Source organism: Blastococcus sp. SYSU DS0753, from assembly GCF_054051175.1.
In genome coordinates, this window is record NZ_JBJHAT010000011.1 from 1 (window position 1) to 16,253 (window position 16,253).

Below are 16,253 nucleotides of genomic sequence, written 5' to 3' on the forward strand. Positions count from 1 at the left end.
GCGACCGCTCGGCGGAGGGGCGCGCCCCCCCCCCCCCCCCCCCCCCCCCCCCCCCCCCCCCCCCCCCCCCCCCCCCCCCCCCCCCCCCCCCCCCCCCCCCCCCCCCCCCCCCCCCCCCCCCCCCCCCCGGGGCGGCAGCGGTCACCTGGCCGGGGGCAGAAACGGAGCCGGTGGTGCCGGGGACGACCGGGGAGTCGTGGCCGGCTGTCCCGGCACCGGCGTCCGGGAGGGACGCGGCGACGGCTGCCCGGGGCTCCCCGCCCGGCCCGCCGTCGTCCGCCGTCGCGGCGCCGTCGCCGACGGCCCCGGCCGGGGGCAGGGCCGTGGGCGGCGGCGCACCCGGACCCTCGGGTGCCTCGCCCGGCACGCCGGTGACGGCGCCCGTGGCGGTGGCCGCGGCGGCCGGGCCGCCCGAGGCGGACACCACCACGGAGAGCGGTGCGGCCGACTGCGCCGTCGCGGCGCCCCCCGGCGCACCGGACGCGGCCGCCACCGGTGCCGCTGCCGCGTGCACGGCCGGGGTGGTCGGTGCCATGGGCGGAGCCGCCGGCGCGGGCGTGCCCGCGGGCGGAACGGGGCCGGGAACGATCGCGGCGCCGGGCTCGGTCGCGGCGGCTGCGGCGCCTGCCCCGATGCCCGCGGCGAGGGTGGCGCTGCTCGCTCCCACGGTGCCGGTGGTCGGCCCGGCCGCGGTGGAGCCCGCGGTCGACCCCGCGGCGCTGCCGAGTGCCAGGGCCCACAGCGCCGCAGCCACCCCGGCGGCGGCGGTGTCGACGACGGTGACGCCGTCGGCTGCTGCCTCCCCGGTGGCCGCTCCGTCCTCGCCCGGGGCGGCGTCGCCGGAGGTCTGCCGTCCCCCGTGGCCGCGAACCGGGTTCTGACCGCCGGACAGCGCGCCGTCCAGGGCCGAGGCGAAGGGTTCCGCGCTGTCGCCGGAGCCGCCCGGCGAGGCGCCGGCCGGAGCGGCCCGGGGACCCGGGGCAGCGGTGGTCACGGGAGCGGTCATCGGTAGGCCTCCGCCTTGCTCATCACGGACCGGACGTAGTTCTGGGTCTCCGGGTAGGGCGGGATGCCGCTGTACCGGCTCACCGTCCCGGGCCCGGAGTTGTAGGCCGCCAGTGCCAGCTCGGTGGAGCCGAACTGCTTGGTCAGGCTGCTGAGGTAGCGGGCCGCGCCGTCGATCGCCGAGGCCGGGTCGAGCGCGTCGACCCCCAGGCCGCGGGCGGTGGCCGGCATGAACTGCATGAGGCCCTGCGCGCCGGCGGGGGAGACGGCCGAGGAGTTGAAGCCGGACTCCTGCTTGGCGACCGCGGCCAGCAGCGAGGCGTCGACGCCGTGCTTGCTGGCCGCGCGCTGGAACAGGTCCGCGTAGGGCACCCCGGCCAGCGTGCTCGCGGTCGCCGCGGCGACCGGGCTCGCCCCGGCCGCTTCGGGGAGGACCCGGCGGATCACGCTCGGGTTGCCGACCGCCTGCACCTTCACCGTCTCTCCGGCCTGGGGCGCGGCGATCATCTGCCCGTTGCCGAGGTAGATGCCCACGTGGTCGATCCCCGCCCGCGACGACGAGTGGTCGAAGAAGACCAGGTCACCCGGGCGCGCGGAGGCGAGCGAGGCGACAGCCTTGCCGGCGGTCGCCTGCTGCGAGGAGGTGCGCGGCAGCTCGATGCCCAGGTTGCCGAACACCAGCTTGGTGAAGCCCGAGCAGTCCAGCCCCTTGCGCGGGTCGGTGCCGCCCCAGAGGTAGGGGACGCCGAGATACTTCTGCGCCTCGGCGACGACCGCACCCTCGGAGGCGGTGGCCGTGCCGGCCGCCGCGGTGGTTACCGAGGAGCTGCCGGTCAGCCCGGCCGCGCCGGCGGCCGAGGCCCACGCGGCGGACGACGAGGTGGTCGTGGCGGTCGGCTGGAACCGGGCGTGGATCTCGGCGATCCGGGCCTGCACCGCGCTCACTCCGTCCATGCCGTGCCCCTCTCCGTGTCGGTGCCCTCGTCGGTGCCGCGACGGGCACGGCCGGTGGCCAGGTCGTCCGCGGCGCGCGCCTCGGCGGCGTCGGCGGCGCGCTGCTGGGCCTCCCGGTGCCGTTCGGCGAGCCGCTCGAGCGCCTTGGTGCGGCGCGCGGCGGCGGTCCACTCCGCCCGGACGGCCTCGGCCTGCTCCGCTTGTGCGGTGGCCAGCGACCGGGCGTCGGCGGCATCGGTGGCCGCCGTGCGCAGCAGCACCATGGCCGCCACGAACGAACCGGCGGGCAGGGACGGCGGCAGCACGGCGCCGGCCAGCGCCGTCTCCTGCTCGGCCGCCCGCCGGGCGGCGTCCGCGGCGGCGTTCGCGGCGGCCGCCGCGGCGGCGGCCGCTGCCCGCTCCTCGCTCCGGCGCAGCTCCAGGACGGGCTGCAGCCGGAAGGCGGTGCGCTTCACCCGCCCCTCACGATCCGCTGCAGCCAGCCCCACGCCTCGGCGGCCGACGTCGACTCACCGAGCGGCTGCTGGAGGAACGCGTCGATCTGCGGGGCCAGCTGGCGGGCGCGGTCGACCAGCGGGTCGCTGCCGTCCTGGTAGGCCCCGATCTCGATCAGCTCCCGGACGTCGCGCAGGGCGCCCATGAGGCGGCGGATCTCCCGGGCATCGGCCATCTGCGCCGGCGGCACCACCGCGCCGGCGACGCGGGAGATGGACTCGAGCACGTCGATCGCGGGGAAGTGGCCGGTCGTGGCCAGCTTGCGGGTGAGCACGATGTGCCCGTCGAGGATCGAGCGCGCGGTGTCGGCGATCGGCTCGTTGTGGTCGTCGCCCTCGACGAGCACCGTGTAGAGGCCGGTGATCGACCCGGTCACACCGGTGCCGGCCTTCTCCAGCAGCTGCGGCATCATCGCGAAGACGCTCGGCGGGTAGCCCCGGGTGGCCGGGGGTTCCCCGGCCGACAGCCCGACCTCGCGCTGGGCCATGGCGGTGCGGGTGATCGAGTCCATCAGCAGCAGGACGTCGCGGCCCTCGTCGCGGAACGCCTCGGCGATGCGGGTGGCGACGAACGCGGCCTTGAGCCGCACCAGCGGCGGCTCGTCGGAGGTGGCGACGACGACGACGGTGCGGGCCAGCCCCTCGGCGCCCAGGTTCTCCTCGATGAACTCGCGCACCTCGCGGCCCCGCTCGCCGATCAACCCGATGACCCGGACGTCGGCGTCGGTGCCGCGGGTGATCTGGGCGAGCAGGCTGGACTTGCCGACGCCGGAGCCGGCGAAGATGCCGAGGCGCTGGCCCTTGCCGCAGGGGACGAGCGTGTCCAGGGCGCGAACGCCGAAGCTGAGCGGCTCCTCCACGCGGGCGCGGGAGAGGGCGTGCGGCGTCGGGGTCTCCAGGTCCACCCACGACACGCGGCCGTCGAGGGACGGTCCGCCGTCCACCGGCCGGCCGAGCCCGTCGAGGACGCGGCCGAGCAGCTGTTCACCGACCGGCACCTGCAGCGGCCGGCCCGTGGCGCGCACCGGGGCGCCGGCGTGCACGCCGGACAGCACCCCCAGCGGCATGCAGGTGAGCCGGTCGCGGCCGACGGCCACGACTTCGGCGAGCAGCCGGCGCGTGGTGGGGTCGACCTCGACGAGGTCACCCACGGCCGCGGTGACGCCGTCGACGCTGAGGGTCAGCCCCATCGCACCGGTCACGACGCCGGTCACCTGCGGGCGGGCCGCCGCACGGGCGCGCTCGACCACGCCGGGCGGGACGGTCATGCGCCCAGCACCTCCTGCACGCGCTGCAGCGCCGTGCCCAGCTGGGCGTCGATCCGCCGGGGGCCGGACTCGGCGACGGCGCCGGCCCGCTCCACCGACGGATCGGCGACCACCCGCACCGTGTCGGGCAGCTCGGCGAGCGTCTCGGCGGGCACCTCGGCGAGGTCGTCCGGGTGCAGCCGCACGATCGTCGGGGCGTCGGCGGGGCAGAAGGTGAGGGCGCGGCGGACCGCGTCCATCACCGGGTCGGCGGCCAGCGCGAGCTCCCGGCCGAGGAGGTCCTCGACGAGGGTGAGCACGGTGCCCACGATCGAGTCGCGGATGTCGTCGGCCACCGGGCGGGCGGCCTCCTCCACCTCCCGCACGGCCGCGCCGAGCGCGGCGGTCGCGGAGACCAGCCGACGCTCCCACCGGGCCTGGACCTCGGCCAGTCGCTCCTGGGCGTCGCGCTCGACCTCGGCGACGACGGACTCCGCGGCCAGCAGGCCCTCGGCGTGGCCGGCGGCGAAGCCCTCGGTGCGGGCCTGGGCCCGCAGCCGTGCCAGCTCCTCGGCGTACACGTCACCGAGCCGGAAGGACGGCTTGCTGCCGGCGACCGGCTGGTCCTCGGCGCGGCGCACGCTCGTCCGGCGTTCGACCGGAGAGGGCTGGGCGGGGACGGCGGGGGAGGAGGGCGCCGGGGCGGCCGCGGCCGGCCAGGCCGGCACCGGGATGCCGGCGGTCCGGGCGGCCGGGACCACCGCGACCCGTGGGTCCGCGGGGGCGCCGCGCTCGGCCATGACCTCCCGGTAGGGGCGGGCCAGCGCGGCGGAGCCGCCGCGCAGGACCGCGCCCTCCCGGGGTGGCCGGTGACCGGTGTCAGGAGACGAACTCATCGTCCCCGCCGCGGTTGATGGTCAGTACACCCTGCTCCTCGAGCGTGCGGATGACCGCGACGACCTTGGCCTGGGCCTCCTCGACCGTGCGGGTGCGCACCGGGCCGAGCAGCTCGATCTCCTCGCTGAGGTTCTCGGCCGCGCGCTCGGAGAGGTTCCGCTTGATCTTGTCCTGCACGTCGGGCCGCACACCCTTGAGCGCGGTGGCGAGGTCGTTGGCCTCGACCTCGCGCAGCACCAGCTGCAGGGAGCGGTCGTCGATGGTGACGATGTCCTCGAAGACGAACATCTGCGAACGGACCTGGTCGGCCAGCTCCGGATCGGTGTTGTCCAGCCACTCGAGGATCGAACGCTCGGTGGGCCGCGGGGAGCGGTTGATGATCTCGACGAGGGTCTCGACACCGCCGACGGTGGTCATGTCCTGGTGCGCCAGGATCGAGCCCATCCGGCGGCCGAGCTCCTCCTCGACCAGCCGCACCATCTCCGGTGAGGTGCGGTCCATCATGGCGATGCGGTGGGCGACCTCGGCCTGCTGCTCGGGGGCGAATCCGGAGAGCACCTCGGCCGACTGCGCGGCCGTGAGGTGGGCGAGGACCAGGGCGATGATCTGCGCGTGCTCGTCCTTGAGGAAGGTGACCAGCTGCCGCACGTCGGCGTTGCGCAGCGAGGCGAACGGCACCTCGGTGTAGACGACGTTGAGCCGGGACAGGATGCCCTCGGCCTTGTCCTGGCCGAGCCCCGCCGCGAGGATCTCGCGGGCGAACTCGACACCGCCGCGCCCGACGAACTGCTGCGCGGTCATCAGGTGGTGGAACTCGCGCATGACGCCGTCGACGTCCTCGAGCTCCACCGAGCCCAGCTTCATCAGCTCGCGGGTGAGCGCCTCGACCTCCCGGGGCCGCAGCTGGGCGAGCAGGACGCCGGCCTCCTCCTTGCTCATCTGGGCGAGGAACACCGCGGCCTTGCGGAGGCCGGGCAGCTCCGGGCGCGGCGGTACGGCGACAGCGGTGCCGGGCGTCGTGGGGATGCTCGCGAGGGTCATGACTTGCTCTCGCCCAGCCAGCCGCGCAGCATGGCCGCGACCTCGTCGGGACGCTCGCTGACCATCGTGGAGATCTCCCCTCGCACCTTCGCCCGTTCGACGGCTTCCAGCTCCAGCGCGGCGTTGTCGGGCTCGACCATCTGCCGGGTGCTGGCCACGCGCAGGCGGTCCAGCTCGGCGAGCACGTCGTCGTCGAGCTCGAGCGCCTCGTAGTCCTCGTCGTCCTCGTCGTCCTGGCGGCGCCGCGAGCGCAGCCAGACGATGAGGACGACCAGCGCGATGCCCGCGGCGATGCCACCGGTGCGGATCATCGACCACATCTGCTCGGCGGCCTCGGCCTCGCGCGCGGCCTCCATCGCCGCGGCGGCGTTCTCGGCGGCGGTGGCGTCGAAAGGCAGCGCGGCGACCGTGATGTCGTCGCCTCGGGCCTCGTCCAGGCCGACGGCGGTGACCATCAGATCGGTCATCTGCTGCTGGTTGAGGTTGCCGGCGACCGCGTCGTCCATGACGACGGAGACGGTGAGCCGCCTCAGGGTCCCGGGGGCGTCGTCGACGACCTCGACGGTCTTCCCGACGGCGTTGTTGGCCGTCGTGGACTCCTTGTTGTACGTGGCCTCGCCGCCGGCGTTCTCCGCGGCGTCGGGCATGTTCTCCGGGCCCAGGATGCCGCCCACCGGGGCGCCGCCGCCGACGTACTCCTCGGTGGTCGTCTGCTCGGAGAGGGGTGGCGTGCCCTCCTCGAACTGGTAGGTCTCGGTGGTGGTGTTGCGCTGGGCCAGGTCGACGTCGGCGCGGACCGACACGACCGCCTTACCGGGACCGACCACCTGGTCGAGGATCTTCTGGGCGTTCGCGGCCAGCCGGTTCTCGTAGTCCTGCTCCACCTGGGAGCGGGCGTCGCCGGCGGCCGCGGTGACGCCCGTGCCGGCGGCCGAGAGGACCCGGCCGGTCGAGTCGGCCACCGTGACCTGGTCGGGGTCCATGTCCTGGATGCTCGAGGAGACCAGGTTGGTGACCGCCTGGATCTGCTCGCCCGTGAGCGCGGTGCCCGGGGCCAGGTCGAGCAGGACCGACGCCGTCGGCACGGCCTTGTCGGCGACGAACACCTCGTCCTTGGGCAGGGCGACGTGCACGACGGCGGAGTTGACGCCCGCCAGTGCCTTCAGCGTGTTGGCCAGCTCGCCCTCCAGGGCGCGCTGGTAGGTGACCTGCTGCTGGAACTCGCTGGTGGTGATGCCCTGCTCGTCCAGCAGGGCGTACCCGGTGCCCTTGCCGGCGGGCAGGCCCTTGCCGCTCATGGCCAGGCGGAGGTCGTAGACCTTGTCCTTGGCGACCATGATGGTTCCGCCGCCGTCCGCCAGTTCGTAGGCCGTGCCCTGGGCGTTCAGCTCCTCGACGATCGCCGAGGCGTCGGCGGCGGCGAGGTTCGAGAACAGCGGGGCCTGCGTCGGCGTGGTGATCCAGCTGTAGAAGAAGAACCCGCCGAGGGTCAGCCCCGCGAGCAGCAGGCCGATGACGACCTTCTGCCCGGCGCTGACCGTGTCGAACGTGGAGCGGGCACGCTCCAGCGTCCCGGCGAGTGCCGACTTCATCAGATCTGCATCCTCATGATCTCGTTGAAGGCCGCGACGGCCTGGTTCTTGATCGCCACGACCATCTCCGTGGCCACGCCGGACTCAGCGCTGGCGATCATGTAGTCGTGGACGTCCTTCAGGTCGCCGGTGGCGGCCTGCACGCCCAGCTCGGCGGTCACCGACTGGGTGGCCTGGAGCTTGTCGAAGGTGGAGGCGAGGACGGCGGCGAAGCCGTCGGTGCCCTCGGCGGCGGGAGTGCCGCGGGTGCTGCCGGCGACACCGGTGACCGCGCCGAGGCCGATTGGCGGGATGCCGCCGAGCGGGATCGTCATCAGCCCTTACCCAGCTGCAGCGCCGCCTGGTAGGCGTTCGTGGCCCGCTCGACCACGGCGAGGTTCGCCTGGTAGCCGCGCTGCGCCATCATCATGTGGGTCATCTGGTCCCCGAGGTCGATGTCGGGGTACTTGACGTAGCCCTCGGCGTCGGCCAGCGGGTGGTCGGGCTGGTACACCAGGCGACCCTCGGGGTCGCCGAACTCCGCGCGGGCCACGCGCACGCCGCCCTCGCCGGTTCCGTAGTCCACGGCCTGGGCGACGACGAGCCGCGCCTGGAAGGCGTCCTCGTCGGTGCGCCGCACCGTGTTGATGTTCGCGATGTTGTCGGCGGCGGCATCGAGCCACTTCCGGTGCGTCATCAGCCCGGACTGCGAGATGCTCAGGGCCTGGAACATGCTCATGGGGTCAGGACGTCCTCAGTGCCGTGCGGATCGAGTTGTACTTGCCGTCGAGCGCGGTCAGCGCCAGCTGGTAGCGCAGCCCCGTCTCGGTGGCGATGACCGTCTCCGCGTCGAGGTTGACGTTGTTGCCGTTGGTGTTCGTCGGCTCCAGCGAGCGCACGGTGGTGCCGCCGGAGATGACCGGGGTGGTGCCGTTGCGGATCGCCCCGCGCAGTGACGTCTCGAAGTCGGTCCGCCCGGCCAGGAAGCCGGGGGTGTTGACGTTCGCGATGTTGTCTGCGGTGACGCGCTGCCGCTGCGCGAGGCCGGCGAGCGCGGCCTTCAGGACCGGCGTGCCGACGTCGCCGATCATCGGGCGGCTCGCCGGCGGGTGGAGCAGGACACGATCGACCTCCGGGTACGCGGAAGACACCCGCGAACGAGTGCTGGGCCGCCGATCCGTGGCGAAAGTGGTGCTCTCCGTGCACCTGCTCCATCGGCAGCCGGCCGGTGCCGCCTGACCTCGTTCCGCCACACGAGGGACGGCAGGGACCGGATGGGGGAACCGTGGCGGATGTGACGGGCGGTGAGCTCGCCGTGCCGCGAGCCGACCGGGACGGGGGAGTTGGCACCTTCCGCACGGTCGCCGCGCCTGAGGGGCGGGTGCACGGCAGAACAAGACGAACGCCCCGCCGCCGGGAGCCGGCGACGGGGCGGACGTGCGGAGAGCGGGTCAGTGAGCGAAGGTGGCGAGCCGTCCGCGCCCGAGGGCGCGGGTGCGGTTGTCCCGCGCGGCCCGCCAGGCGGCCGCCCAGCGCTCGGCGGTGTGCTCGGTGAGGTGCTGGGCCAGCACCCGCTCCCGGGCGGCGGCGGCGACCTCGCGCCGGCGGTCGGCGTCCGTGATCCCGAGCGTGAGCCACTTCGCCCAGTCCTTGGGGGCGCGGGCCGGCATGCCCAGGCCGAGCCGCTCGTACTCGTCGGTCCGCGCGCGCACGCAGTACACGCCCCGGGCCGAGTACTCGAGCGGCTTGAGCCAGCTCTTGCTCGTGTTGAACCGGTCCACGCGGAGGGGGGCGATCCCGATGTCGAACAGCTCGCCGACCCGAGCGGCGTAGGTGTCCACGTCCATGACCCACGGCACCTCCTCGGGCTCGGACCGCAGGCCGAGACGCTCCCGGAGGTCCCACTTCTGCCCGAGGACCACCAGCCGGCTCCGCGGCGCCGTGCGGTCCAGCGCCTGCTGGAGGCCGGAGCCCATCTCCTGCAGGTCGTACGGGTGGTTGTAGACGTTCCCGGTCCAGCCGATCGTGACCGTTCCCGGCGTGCGCTCGTAGGCCGGCGGCAGCTCGGCGATGCGCCGGGGGACGGCGTTCTCGATGACCACACCGCGACCGTGGGGGGCGTACTCCCGCAGCAGCGCCGGGGTCGAGGTGGTGACGAAATCCGCCTCACGGGCGGCCTGCGCCGCGAGCTGGCTGTGCCCGGCGCGCACCAGGGCGTCGTGCGCCATGTGGCCGTAGGGGACCGCGGAGAGCAGGTCGTCCATCTCCACGACGACGGCCACGCCCTGCTCCTGCAGGACCCGCTGGGTCTGCAGCATGCCGACGGTCTTCGGCAGCTGCAGGACCACCACGTCGGCGCCCTGGGCGTCGGCGGCAGTCACCTCCAGCTCCCCGTCGCCGGCGGAGGGGTGCATCGTCGTGGTGATGCCGCGGGCGACCGCGACCTCGACCCCGAGCCCGGCCGCCTGGACCGCGCGGGCGGGCTCCTCGATCCGGTAGTACGTCGAACCCGGGGCGATCGCGTGCGTGAGCAGGACGCGCATGTGGGGGACCCTTCTCTGGATGGCCGCTGCCGGGGGAGCGGTGCGCCGGTGCGGCGCCCGGCGCCGGGAGTCGGCGCTCGCCCCTCTGCTATCGGCAGGTCGGAACCGGGAGACGTTCCGTCAGCGAGGTTTCGTGCTCAGCGGGCCCACGTCAGAGCGCGCGGTCGATGAACGACGGGACCGGTCGCTCGGCGCCGTAGGACATGCGCGCGGCGACGTCGCGCTGCCTCTGGGACTGGATGATCCGCTCGACCAGGGCCTCCGCGACCGCCAGCTGGTGCTGCAGCAGCCGGGCGGCCCGCTCACGCAGATCGGCCGGGATCGGGCCGAGCCCGGACGGCGGCACCCAGTCGGTGCTGCGCCTGCCCCACGCGGCGATCTCCTCGGCCCGGCCCCGGGCGAGGCTCTCCTGGGCGTCGAGGACGTCGCCCTCGAGCTGGTCGAGGGCCTCGCGCCAGTCGGCCGGCGGGTGCCGGTCGCCGGACGTGGAGCTGCCGGAGGCGTTCGGCCGGGCGGCAGGCGTGTACGGGCTGGCACCGAAGCCGGCCGCGGCCGAGCCGCTGACCGGGCCGACGGTCATGACGCGACGCCCGCCAAGGAGGCCGCCGCCTGCCGCCACGCGTCGCGCAGGGGCTCGACGACCGCCCGGCAGGAGGCGATCCGGTTGGCGTCGAACTTGAGGTTGGCCTGCACCAGCTCGCCCATCAGCCAGTTGTAGAGGGCTGCCAGGCGCGGACCGCCCTCCCACAGGTCGACCTGCAGGCTGGACAGCAGCTCGAGGACGATCGCCTGGGCGTGCTGGAGCTCCTCGTTCGCCCGGGAGCGGCTCCCCTCGGCGACCGCCACCTGAGCCCGCTCGAGATCGAGGGCCAGCCGGTCGTAGAGCATCACCAGCACCTGCTGCGGCGAGGCGGTGGCGACGGCGTCGCCGAGGTAGCGGGCGCGGAGCGAAGCAGCACTCATGGGGAAGGGCTCCTGAAGCGAAGAGTCGAGCGGGTGGGGCGGGGGACGTCAGGCCGACGGGAGCGAGCTGAGCTGACCGGCCAGCCAGTTCGACTGGTTGGTCAGGGAGCTCAGCGCGGACTCCATGGCGGTGAACTGGCGGGTGAGGGCCACCTTGCGGGCGGCGAGCCGCAGATCCCAGTCGGCGATCCGGTCCTGGATGTCGCGCGCGAGGTTGTCCTGGCCCTTGGCCAGGGAGCTCAGGGTGCCGGTCGTCGCGTCCGAGGCGGCCTTGCTGACGTCGCGGACCCGCGCGGCCAGGCCGGCAACGGCACCGGGCTCGCCCTCCACGCCGGTTCCGACCACGATGCGCTGGGCCAGCTCCGGCGTCGCCGTGAGGGCGGCGGCGAACTTCTCCTTGTCGAAGGTGATCCGGCCGTCGCGGGTGGACTGGAACCCGACCTGGGCCGGTGAGCCGTCGTCGCCGACCGCGTCGGAGACGGCCTGGAGCAGCTGACCGGCGATGGAGGTCACCGCGTACTCGCCGCGCAGCGCCGCCGTGCTCCCCGGCGTGTTGTCCGTGTAGGTCTTGATCGTCGACAGCGCGTTGTTGACGGCGTCGACGAGCGCGGAGACCTTGTCGGCGACGGCGGCGGGGTCCGACGCGACGGTGACGGTGACCGGCGTGGGCTCCTCCTTGGAGACCGTGAGCGTCGCGCCGGGCAGGACGCCCTCGAAGGTGTTGGTGGCCGAGCTGATCGTGTAGCCCGTCGTGCCGGCGGTGGTTCCGCCGACGACCAGCTCCGCGTTCTGGCCGGCGCTCGTGGCGGTGAACGCCGTGCCGGCGACGGAGAACCCGGTGGCTGCGCCGGAGGTGCTCGCGCTGATCTGGAGGGCGAACTGCCCGGGGGAGACCTGCACCGCGGAGGCCTTCAGGCCCAGGGCGGTGTCGCCGTTGATCTTCGCCGCGACCTGCTCGAGCGACTCGGTGCCGTCCAGCGTGACCGTGCCCTTGCTGGTGGTCCCGTCGGCGCTGCGGATGTCCAGGCTGCTCAGGTCGGCGGCGGTGGTCGTGCTCGACCACCGGCCGGCGCTGGTCCAGGAGGCGGTGGTCGCGACCTTGGCGACGGTGAAGGTGAGAGAGCCCGGGGTGGCGTAGGAGGCGGTGGTGACCCCGACGGAGGCAGCGGTGCTGGTGGCCTTCGTGCTGGCGAAGGACTCCGGCTTGAGCAGCGACTGGGCGCTGGTGGTCAGGGCCGCCAGCGCGCTGTTCACCGTGCGGTAGGCGCTGGCGGTGACCTGCGTCGTCGACAGCCGCGTCTTCAGCGAGTTCTGCTGCTGCGCCTCGAGCTGCAGCAGCTGGCTGATCATCGTGCCCGTGTCGATCCCGGACACCAGGCCGGTGTTGATGCTCATCGTCATGTCACTGGCTCCTGGGGTCGGTGGGATCGGGGCGCAAGCGAGTGAGGGGGGAGGCGCGAGGGCCTCCCCCCTCACCCGGGGTGGTGCTGAGGGTCTGCGACCTCAGTTGCTCAGCTGATCGTCGATCAGCGGAGCAGCGAGAGGACGCCCTGCGAGGCCTGGTTGGCCTGCGCGAGCATCGCGGTGCCGGCCTGGCTCAGGATCTGGGCGCGGGTGAACCCGACCATCTCCTGGGCCATGTCGGCGTCGCGGACCCGGCTCTCCGACGCGCTCAGGTTCTCGATCGAGACGTTGAGCGAGTTGATGGTGCTCTCGAAACGGTTCTGCGAGGCACCGAGGGTGGCCCGGGACTCCGACACCGTCTTGATCTGGGCGTCCAGCGTGGCCAGGTCGGTCGAGGCGCTGTAGGTGCCCGACGCCTGCATGTTGGTGGACACGCCGGTGACCGCGGTGGCGACGGTGGTGACGTTGCTCAGGCTGACGCTGACGGTCTCGCCGCCGTTGGCGCCGGTCTGGAACGACAGGCTGGAGGCGCTGCCGTTCAGGAGCTTGGTCCCGTTGAAGTCCGTCCGGGTCGCGATGTCGGTCAGCGCGCCGGCGAGCTCGGTGACCTCCTTCGCGATGTAGCCGCGGGCCTTGTCGTCGACGACGCCGCTGTTACCCGCCTGGACGGTCAGGTCACGGACGCGCTGCAGGATGGAGTGCACCTCGGTGAGGGCACCTTCTGCCGTCTGCACGACGGAGACGCCGTCCTGCGCGTTGCGGACGGCGACCTTGAGGCCACCGACCTGCGAGCGCAGGCCCTCGGAGATCGCCAGACCGGCCGCGTCGTCGGCGGCGCGGTTGATCCGGAAGCCGGAGGACAGCTTCTCGAGCGACTTGCTCATCTGGCTGTCGGTGATCGACAGGTTCCGGTGAGCGTTGAGGGCGGCGATGTTCTGGTTGATGCGCAGACCCATGATGATCCTCCTTGGATGGGGTCGTACCTGGTGATCCCGCTGCATCCGTGCTGCGGGGCGGTGCACCTAGGTCATCGGCGGCACGTGCGCACCGCTTGAGCCGAGTGCCGAGAACTTTTCCGGGATTCAGGCCGAGCGGGCGGACGTCACCCCGGCGTCGGGCCACGAGCCGTGCCGGCGGGGGGCCGGCACTCCGCCGGCACGGCCGGTCACGCGGTCGACGTAGGCGCGTTGCTGGTTGCGTGCGCGCACCCCGCCGTCCGCGGGGACCGTCCTGCCTTCCCAGATCTCGCTCATGGCGGCGTGCAGGAGGGTGAGTGCCCGTGCGCGCATCTGCGAGACGCGCGACAGCGTCACTCCGAGGTCTTCCGCGATGTCGGTCAGTGATTCATCACCGAAGAAATTCCGCTCGACGACCTCGTCGAGCCGGTCGGGCAGCGCCCGGATCGCCGCGTGCAGGTGCCGGGCGCGTTCCCCCCGCAGGACCGCGCGTTCGGGCGACTCGCCGCTGTCGGGCAGGTCGAGCGCCGTCCCGTCGGGGCCGACCTCCGCGTCGATGCTGATCATCACGGCCCGGTGGACGTCGACCTGCAGGTGATCCAGCTCGCTGCGGGCGACACCCAGGCTCTGCGCGAGCTCCTCGCGCGTGGGCGGCCGGCCCAGGCTGATGGTCAGCGCGTCGGCGGCGGCGTCGGTCCGCCGGGCCGCGGCGCGCACCGATCGGCTGGCCCAGTCCCCGGAGCGCAGCTCGTCCAGGACCGCCCCCTGCAGCCGCGCCAGGGCGTAGGTGGCGAAGGAGGCGCCCGCGTCCGGGTCGAACCGTCGTGCCACCTCGACCAGGGCCACGTGGGCGCAGGACAGCAGGTCCTCCCGGCTGACGTGGCCGGGGAGCGAGATGCGGGAGGCGACGGCGTTGACGGCGAACGCCGCCAGCGGCAGGTGTTCGGTCACCAGCGCGTCGACCTCCTGCGGGGAGCGCCCCTTGACCGGGTGCGGGACCCGGCCGTTCTGGGGGCGTTCGCGCAACGGCCGGTCGTGGGCGGGCCGCTCACGGAGGGGTCGCTCGGTCGCGAGGGAACGGACTGGGGTCACGTCCGTATCTCTCGGCGGTCGGTACCGAGGTCGGCACCACCCGTCGGCACAAATCCTGTCGAACTTGAGCGCCAGTTCCGCCCTTCGGCTCAACCCCCTCCGGACGGGTGCCGATGCCAGCTCCGACAGCGGGTCGTCCTGGCCGGGGGCCGGGGGACCGCGAGCACGAGCGAGACGACGGAAGGCGGTGGACGGAGTGGACTACCAGCACCTGTCGACGTTGCTGTGGCGGGAGCAGGAGCTCCTGGACCTCCTGCTCTTCAAGGCCGAGGAGAAGCAGTACCTGATCCTCACGGGCAAGAGCCGGTGGCTGGCGCGCATCGCGCACGAGATCGAGGTGATCCTCGACCAGCTGCGCACCCTCGAGGTGGAGCGGTCCGCGGCCACCGAGGCGATCGCGGGGACGCTCGGCCTCGCGAGCGACCCCTCCCTGCGGCAGGTCGCCGACGCCGCCCCCGCCCCCTGGAACGACCTCCTGGCCCAGCACCACGAGGCGTTGCTGGTGCTGATCACCGAGCTGCGCAGCCTGTCCGACGCCAACCGGGAGCTCATCGAGGGCGGCCTGTCGGCCATCGGGGACGCGCTCACGCGGACGCGGTCGTCCTCGGCCGGCACCTACGGCGCGACCGGCCGGCACTCCGACGGCACCTACCGCGCGGTCACCCTGGACGGAGCACTCTGACGTGAGCACCTTCAGCCTCCTGAACACCGCGACCACGTCCCTCTGGGCGCAGCGCCGGGCGCTCGACGTCACCGGCCAGAACATCTCCAACGTCAACACCGACGGGTACTCCCGCCAGCGGGTCGACATGCAGGCGATCGGCGGCAGCGCGGTCCCGGCTTTCTACTCCACCGGCGACGGCATCGGTGGTGGGGTGAACGCCGACGAGGTGACGCGGATCCGTGACGCCTTCCTGGAGGGGCGCGGGCACACCGAGCACGCCAACCGGGCGCAGCTGACCGCCGAGACCGACGCGTACCAGCTCGTGGAGCAGGCCTTCCGCGAGCCGGGCACCACCGGCCTGCAGAACCTCATGGCCGACATGTGGCGCGGATGGCAGGACGTGGCCAACAAGCCGGAGGACCCGGCTGCGCGGGGACAGGTGCTCAAGCGGCTGGAGACGCTCGTCGGGGGACTGCACTTCAGCAGCGCGCAGCTGGACGGGCAGTGGCAGCAGACCCGCGAGAACCTGGGCGTCCTCGTGGACGACGTCAACGCGGCGGCCGACACGATCGCCCAGCTGAACACGGCGATCCTGCGCGCCTCGCAGAGCGGCCTGCCGGCCAACGACCTCACCGACCAGCGTGACCTGCTGGTCATGAAGCTCGCAGACCAGGTGGGGGTGTCGGTGCGGCCGCGGGACGGTGGCGTCGTCGACGTGCTGGTCGGCAGCGTCACGCTCGTCGCCGGTGGGACGGCGTCGAAGCTCGCCGTCCAGGGCACGATCGACCCCGCCGGTACCGCCGGCGACCCGCCGCGCATCGTGACCGCGACCGGGGGGCTCGCGGTCACCGTCGGAGGAGCCGCCGGAGGGCAGCTGCACGTGCTGAACTCCATCCTGCCGACCTACCGCACCGAGCTCGATGGCGTCGCCTCGTCCCTGGCCGCCGCGCTGAACACCGCGCACGCCGACGGCTACGATCTCGACGGCCTCCAGGGCGGTCCGCTGATCGGCTCCTCGGGCGGACCGGTGACGGCCTCGTCCATCACCGTGGTCCTCACCGACCCGCAGAAGGTCGCGGCATCGTCCATCGGCCCGGGCGTCCCGAACCTCGACCGCGGGAATGCGGACAAGCTCGCGCAGCTGGGCAACGGTGTCGCCTCACCGGACGCCGCCTACCGCAAGATGATCGTCGAGCTGGGTGTCCAGTCGGCGGTCTCGCAGCGCAACCTCGGCATCCAGTCGGTCATCACCGGGCAGGTGGACGCCGCCCGGGAGTCCGTGGCCGGGGTCAACCTCGACGAGGAGATGACCAACATGCTGTCCTTCCAGCACGCGTACTCGGCCGCGAGCCGGCTGGTCTCGGCGATCGACGAGATGCTCGACGTCCTGATCAACCGCACCGGCCGCGTGGGGCTGTGATC

At 73.6% G+C, this 16,253-nt stretch carries 18 protein-coding genes; 3 read left to right on the forward strand and 15 right to left on the reverse strand.

Annotation, left to right across the window (positions count from 1 at the left end; translation table 11 throughout):
* Positions 1-371 precede the first annotated feature (371 nt).
* Complete coding sequence (locus ACI799_RS10550) at positions 372-881, forward strand: hypothetical protein (protein WP_456613034.1); 510 nt, start codon at positions 372-374, stop codon at positions 879-881.
* 121 nt (positions 882-1,002) lie between these two features.
* Here the strand turns inward: ACI799_RS10550 and ACI799_RS10555 are convergent, their stop codons facing one another.
* The 15 genes from ACI799_RS10555 to ACI799_RS10625 form a co-directional block, all read right to left on the reverse strand.
* Entirely contained in the window at positions 1,003-1,959 is a 957-nt protein-coding gene (locus tag ACI799_RS10555; protein WP_456613035.1) for a transglycosylase SLT domain-containing protein, read from the reverse strand.
* A complete protein-coding gene (locus ACI799_RS10560) occupies positions 1,947-2,414 on the reverse strand; it encodes a flagellar FliJ family protein (protein ID WP_456613036.1) in 468 nt (155 codons plus the stop codon). Before ACI799_RS10560 ends, ACI799_RS10555 begins: the two co-directional genes overlap by 13 nt.
* Positions 2,411-3,721, reverse strand: coding sequence for a FliI/YscN family ATPase (locus tag ACI799_RS10565; RefSeq protein WP_456613037.1), 1,311 nt, complete (start codon positions 3,719-3,721; stop codon positions 2,411-2,413). The genes ACI799_RS10560 and ACI799_RS10565 overlap by 4 nt, the downstream gene beginning before the upstream one ends.
* Complete coding sequence (locus tag ACI799_RS10570) at positions 3,718-4,596, reverse strand: FliH/SctL family protein (protein ID WP_456613038.1); 879 nt, start codon at positions 4,594-4,596, stop codon at positions 3,718-3,720. Before ACI799_RS10570 ends, ACI799_RS10565 begins: the two co-directional genes overlap by 4 nt.
* Positions 4,580-5,638, reverse strand: coding sequence for a flagellar motor switch protein FliG (gene fliG / locus ACI799_RS10575; protein ID WP_456613039.1), 1,059 nt, complete (start codon positions 5,636-5,638; stop codon positions 4,580-4,582). The genes ACI799_RS10570 and fliG overlap by 17 nt, the downstream gene beginning before the upstream one ends.
* Positions 5,635-7,230 (reverse strand): flagellar basal-body MS-ring/collar protein FliF, encoded by a 1,596-nt coding sequence (gene fliF / locus ACI799_RS10580; RefSeq protein WP_456613040.1) that lies wholly within the window; start codon positions 7,228-7,230, stop codon positions 5,635-5,637. Before fliF ends, fliG begins: the two co-directional genes overlap by 4 nt.
* On the reverse strand, positions 7,230-7,544 hold the full coding sequence (locus ACI799_RS10585) for a flagellar hook-basal body complex protein FliE (RefSeq protein ID WP_456613041.1): 315 nt from the start codon (positions 7,542-7,544) through the stop codon (positions 7,230-7,232). The genes fliF and ACI799_RS10585 overlap by 1 nt, the downstream gene beginning before the upstream one ends.
* Entirely contained in the window at positions 7,544-7,948 is a 405-nt protein-coding gene (gene flgC / locus ACI799_RS10590; RefSeq protein ID WP_456613042.1) for a flagellar basal body rod protein FlgC, read from the reverse strand. The genes ACI799_RS10585 and flgC overlap by 1 nt, the downstream gene beginning before the upstream one ends.
* Before the next feature lie 4 nt (positions 7,949-7,952).
* Positions 7,953-8,300, reverse strand: a complete 348-nt coding sequence (locus ACI799_RS10595; RefSeq protein WP_456591273.1) for a flagellar basal body rod protein FlgB — start codon at positions 8,298-8,300, stop codon at positions 7,953-7,955.
* 360 nt (positions 8,301-8,660) lie between these two features.
* Complete coding sequence (locus ACI799_RS10600) at positions 8,661-9,752, reverse strand: glycosyltransferase family protein (protein ID WP_456613043.1); 1,092 nt, start codon at positions 9,750-9,752, stop codon at positions 8,661-8,663.
* Between the two features lie 151 nt (positions 9,753-9,903).
* The gene (locus ACI799_RS10605) at positions 9,904-10,332 is read right to left on the reverse strand and encodes a hypothetical protein (RefSeq protein ID WP_456613044.1); all 429 of its coding nucleotides are present in this window, start codon (positions 10,330-10,332) and stop codon (positions 9,904-9,906) included.
* The gene (gene fliS / locus ACI799_RS10610) at positions 10,329-10,715 is read right to left on the reverse strand and encodes a flagellar export chaperone FliS (RefSeq protein WP_456613045.1); all 387 of its coding nucleotides are present in this window, start codon (positions 10,713-10,715) and stop codon (positions 10,329-10,331) included. Before fliS ends, ACI799_RS10605 begins: the two co-directional genes overlap by 4 nt.
* 48 nt (positions 10,716-10,763) lie before the next feature.
* Positions 10,764-12,116, reverse strand: a complete 1,353-nt coding sequence (gene fliD / locus ACI799_RS10615) for a flagellar filament capping protein FliD (RefSeq protein WP_456613046.1) — start codon at positions 12,114-12,116, stop codon at positions 10,764-10,766.
* Between the two features lie 125 nt (positions 12,117-12,241).
* Positions 12,242-13,075, reverse strand: coding sequence for a flagellin N-terminal helical domain-containing protein (locus tag ACI799_RS10620; protein ID WP_456613047.1), 834 nt, complete (start codon positions 13,073-13,075; stop codon positions 12,242-12,244).
* A gap of 126 nt (positions 13,076-13,201) precedes the next feature.
* Positions 13,202-14,101 carry a sigma-70 family RNA polymerase sigma factor gene (locus ACI799_RS10625; protein WP_456613048.1) on the reverse strand — a complete coding sequence of 300 codons (900 nt, stop codon included), beginning with the start codon at positions 14,099-14,101 and terminating at the stop codon, positions 13,202-13,204.
* A 253-nt stretch (positions 14,102-14,354) separates the two neighbouring features.
* Between ACI799_RS10625 and ACI799_RS10630 the strand changes: the two genes are divergently transcribed.
* The gene (locus ACI799_RS10630; protein ID WP_456590956.1) at positions 14,355-14,849 is read left to right on the forward strand and encodes a flagellar protein FlgN; all 495 of its coding nucleotides are present in this window, start codon (positions 14,355-14,357) and stop codon (positions 14,847-14,849) included.
* A gap of 1 nt (position 14,850) precedes the next feature.
* Complete coding sequence (gene flgK, locus ACI799_RS10635; protein ID WP_456590955.1) at positions 14,851-16,251, forward strand: flagellar hook-associated protein FlgK; 1,401 nt, start codon at positions 14,851-14,853, stop codon at positions 16,249-16,251.
* Positions 16,252-16,253 lie beyond the last annotated feature (2 nt).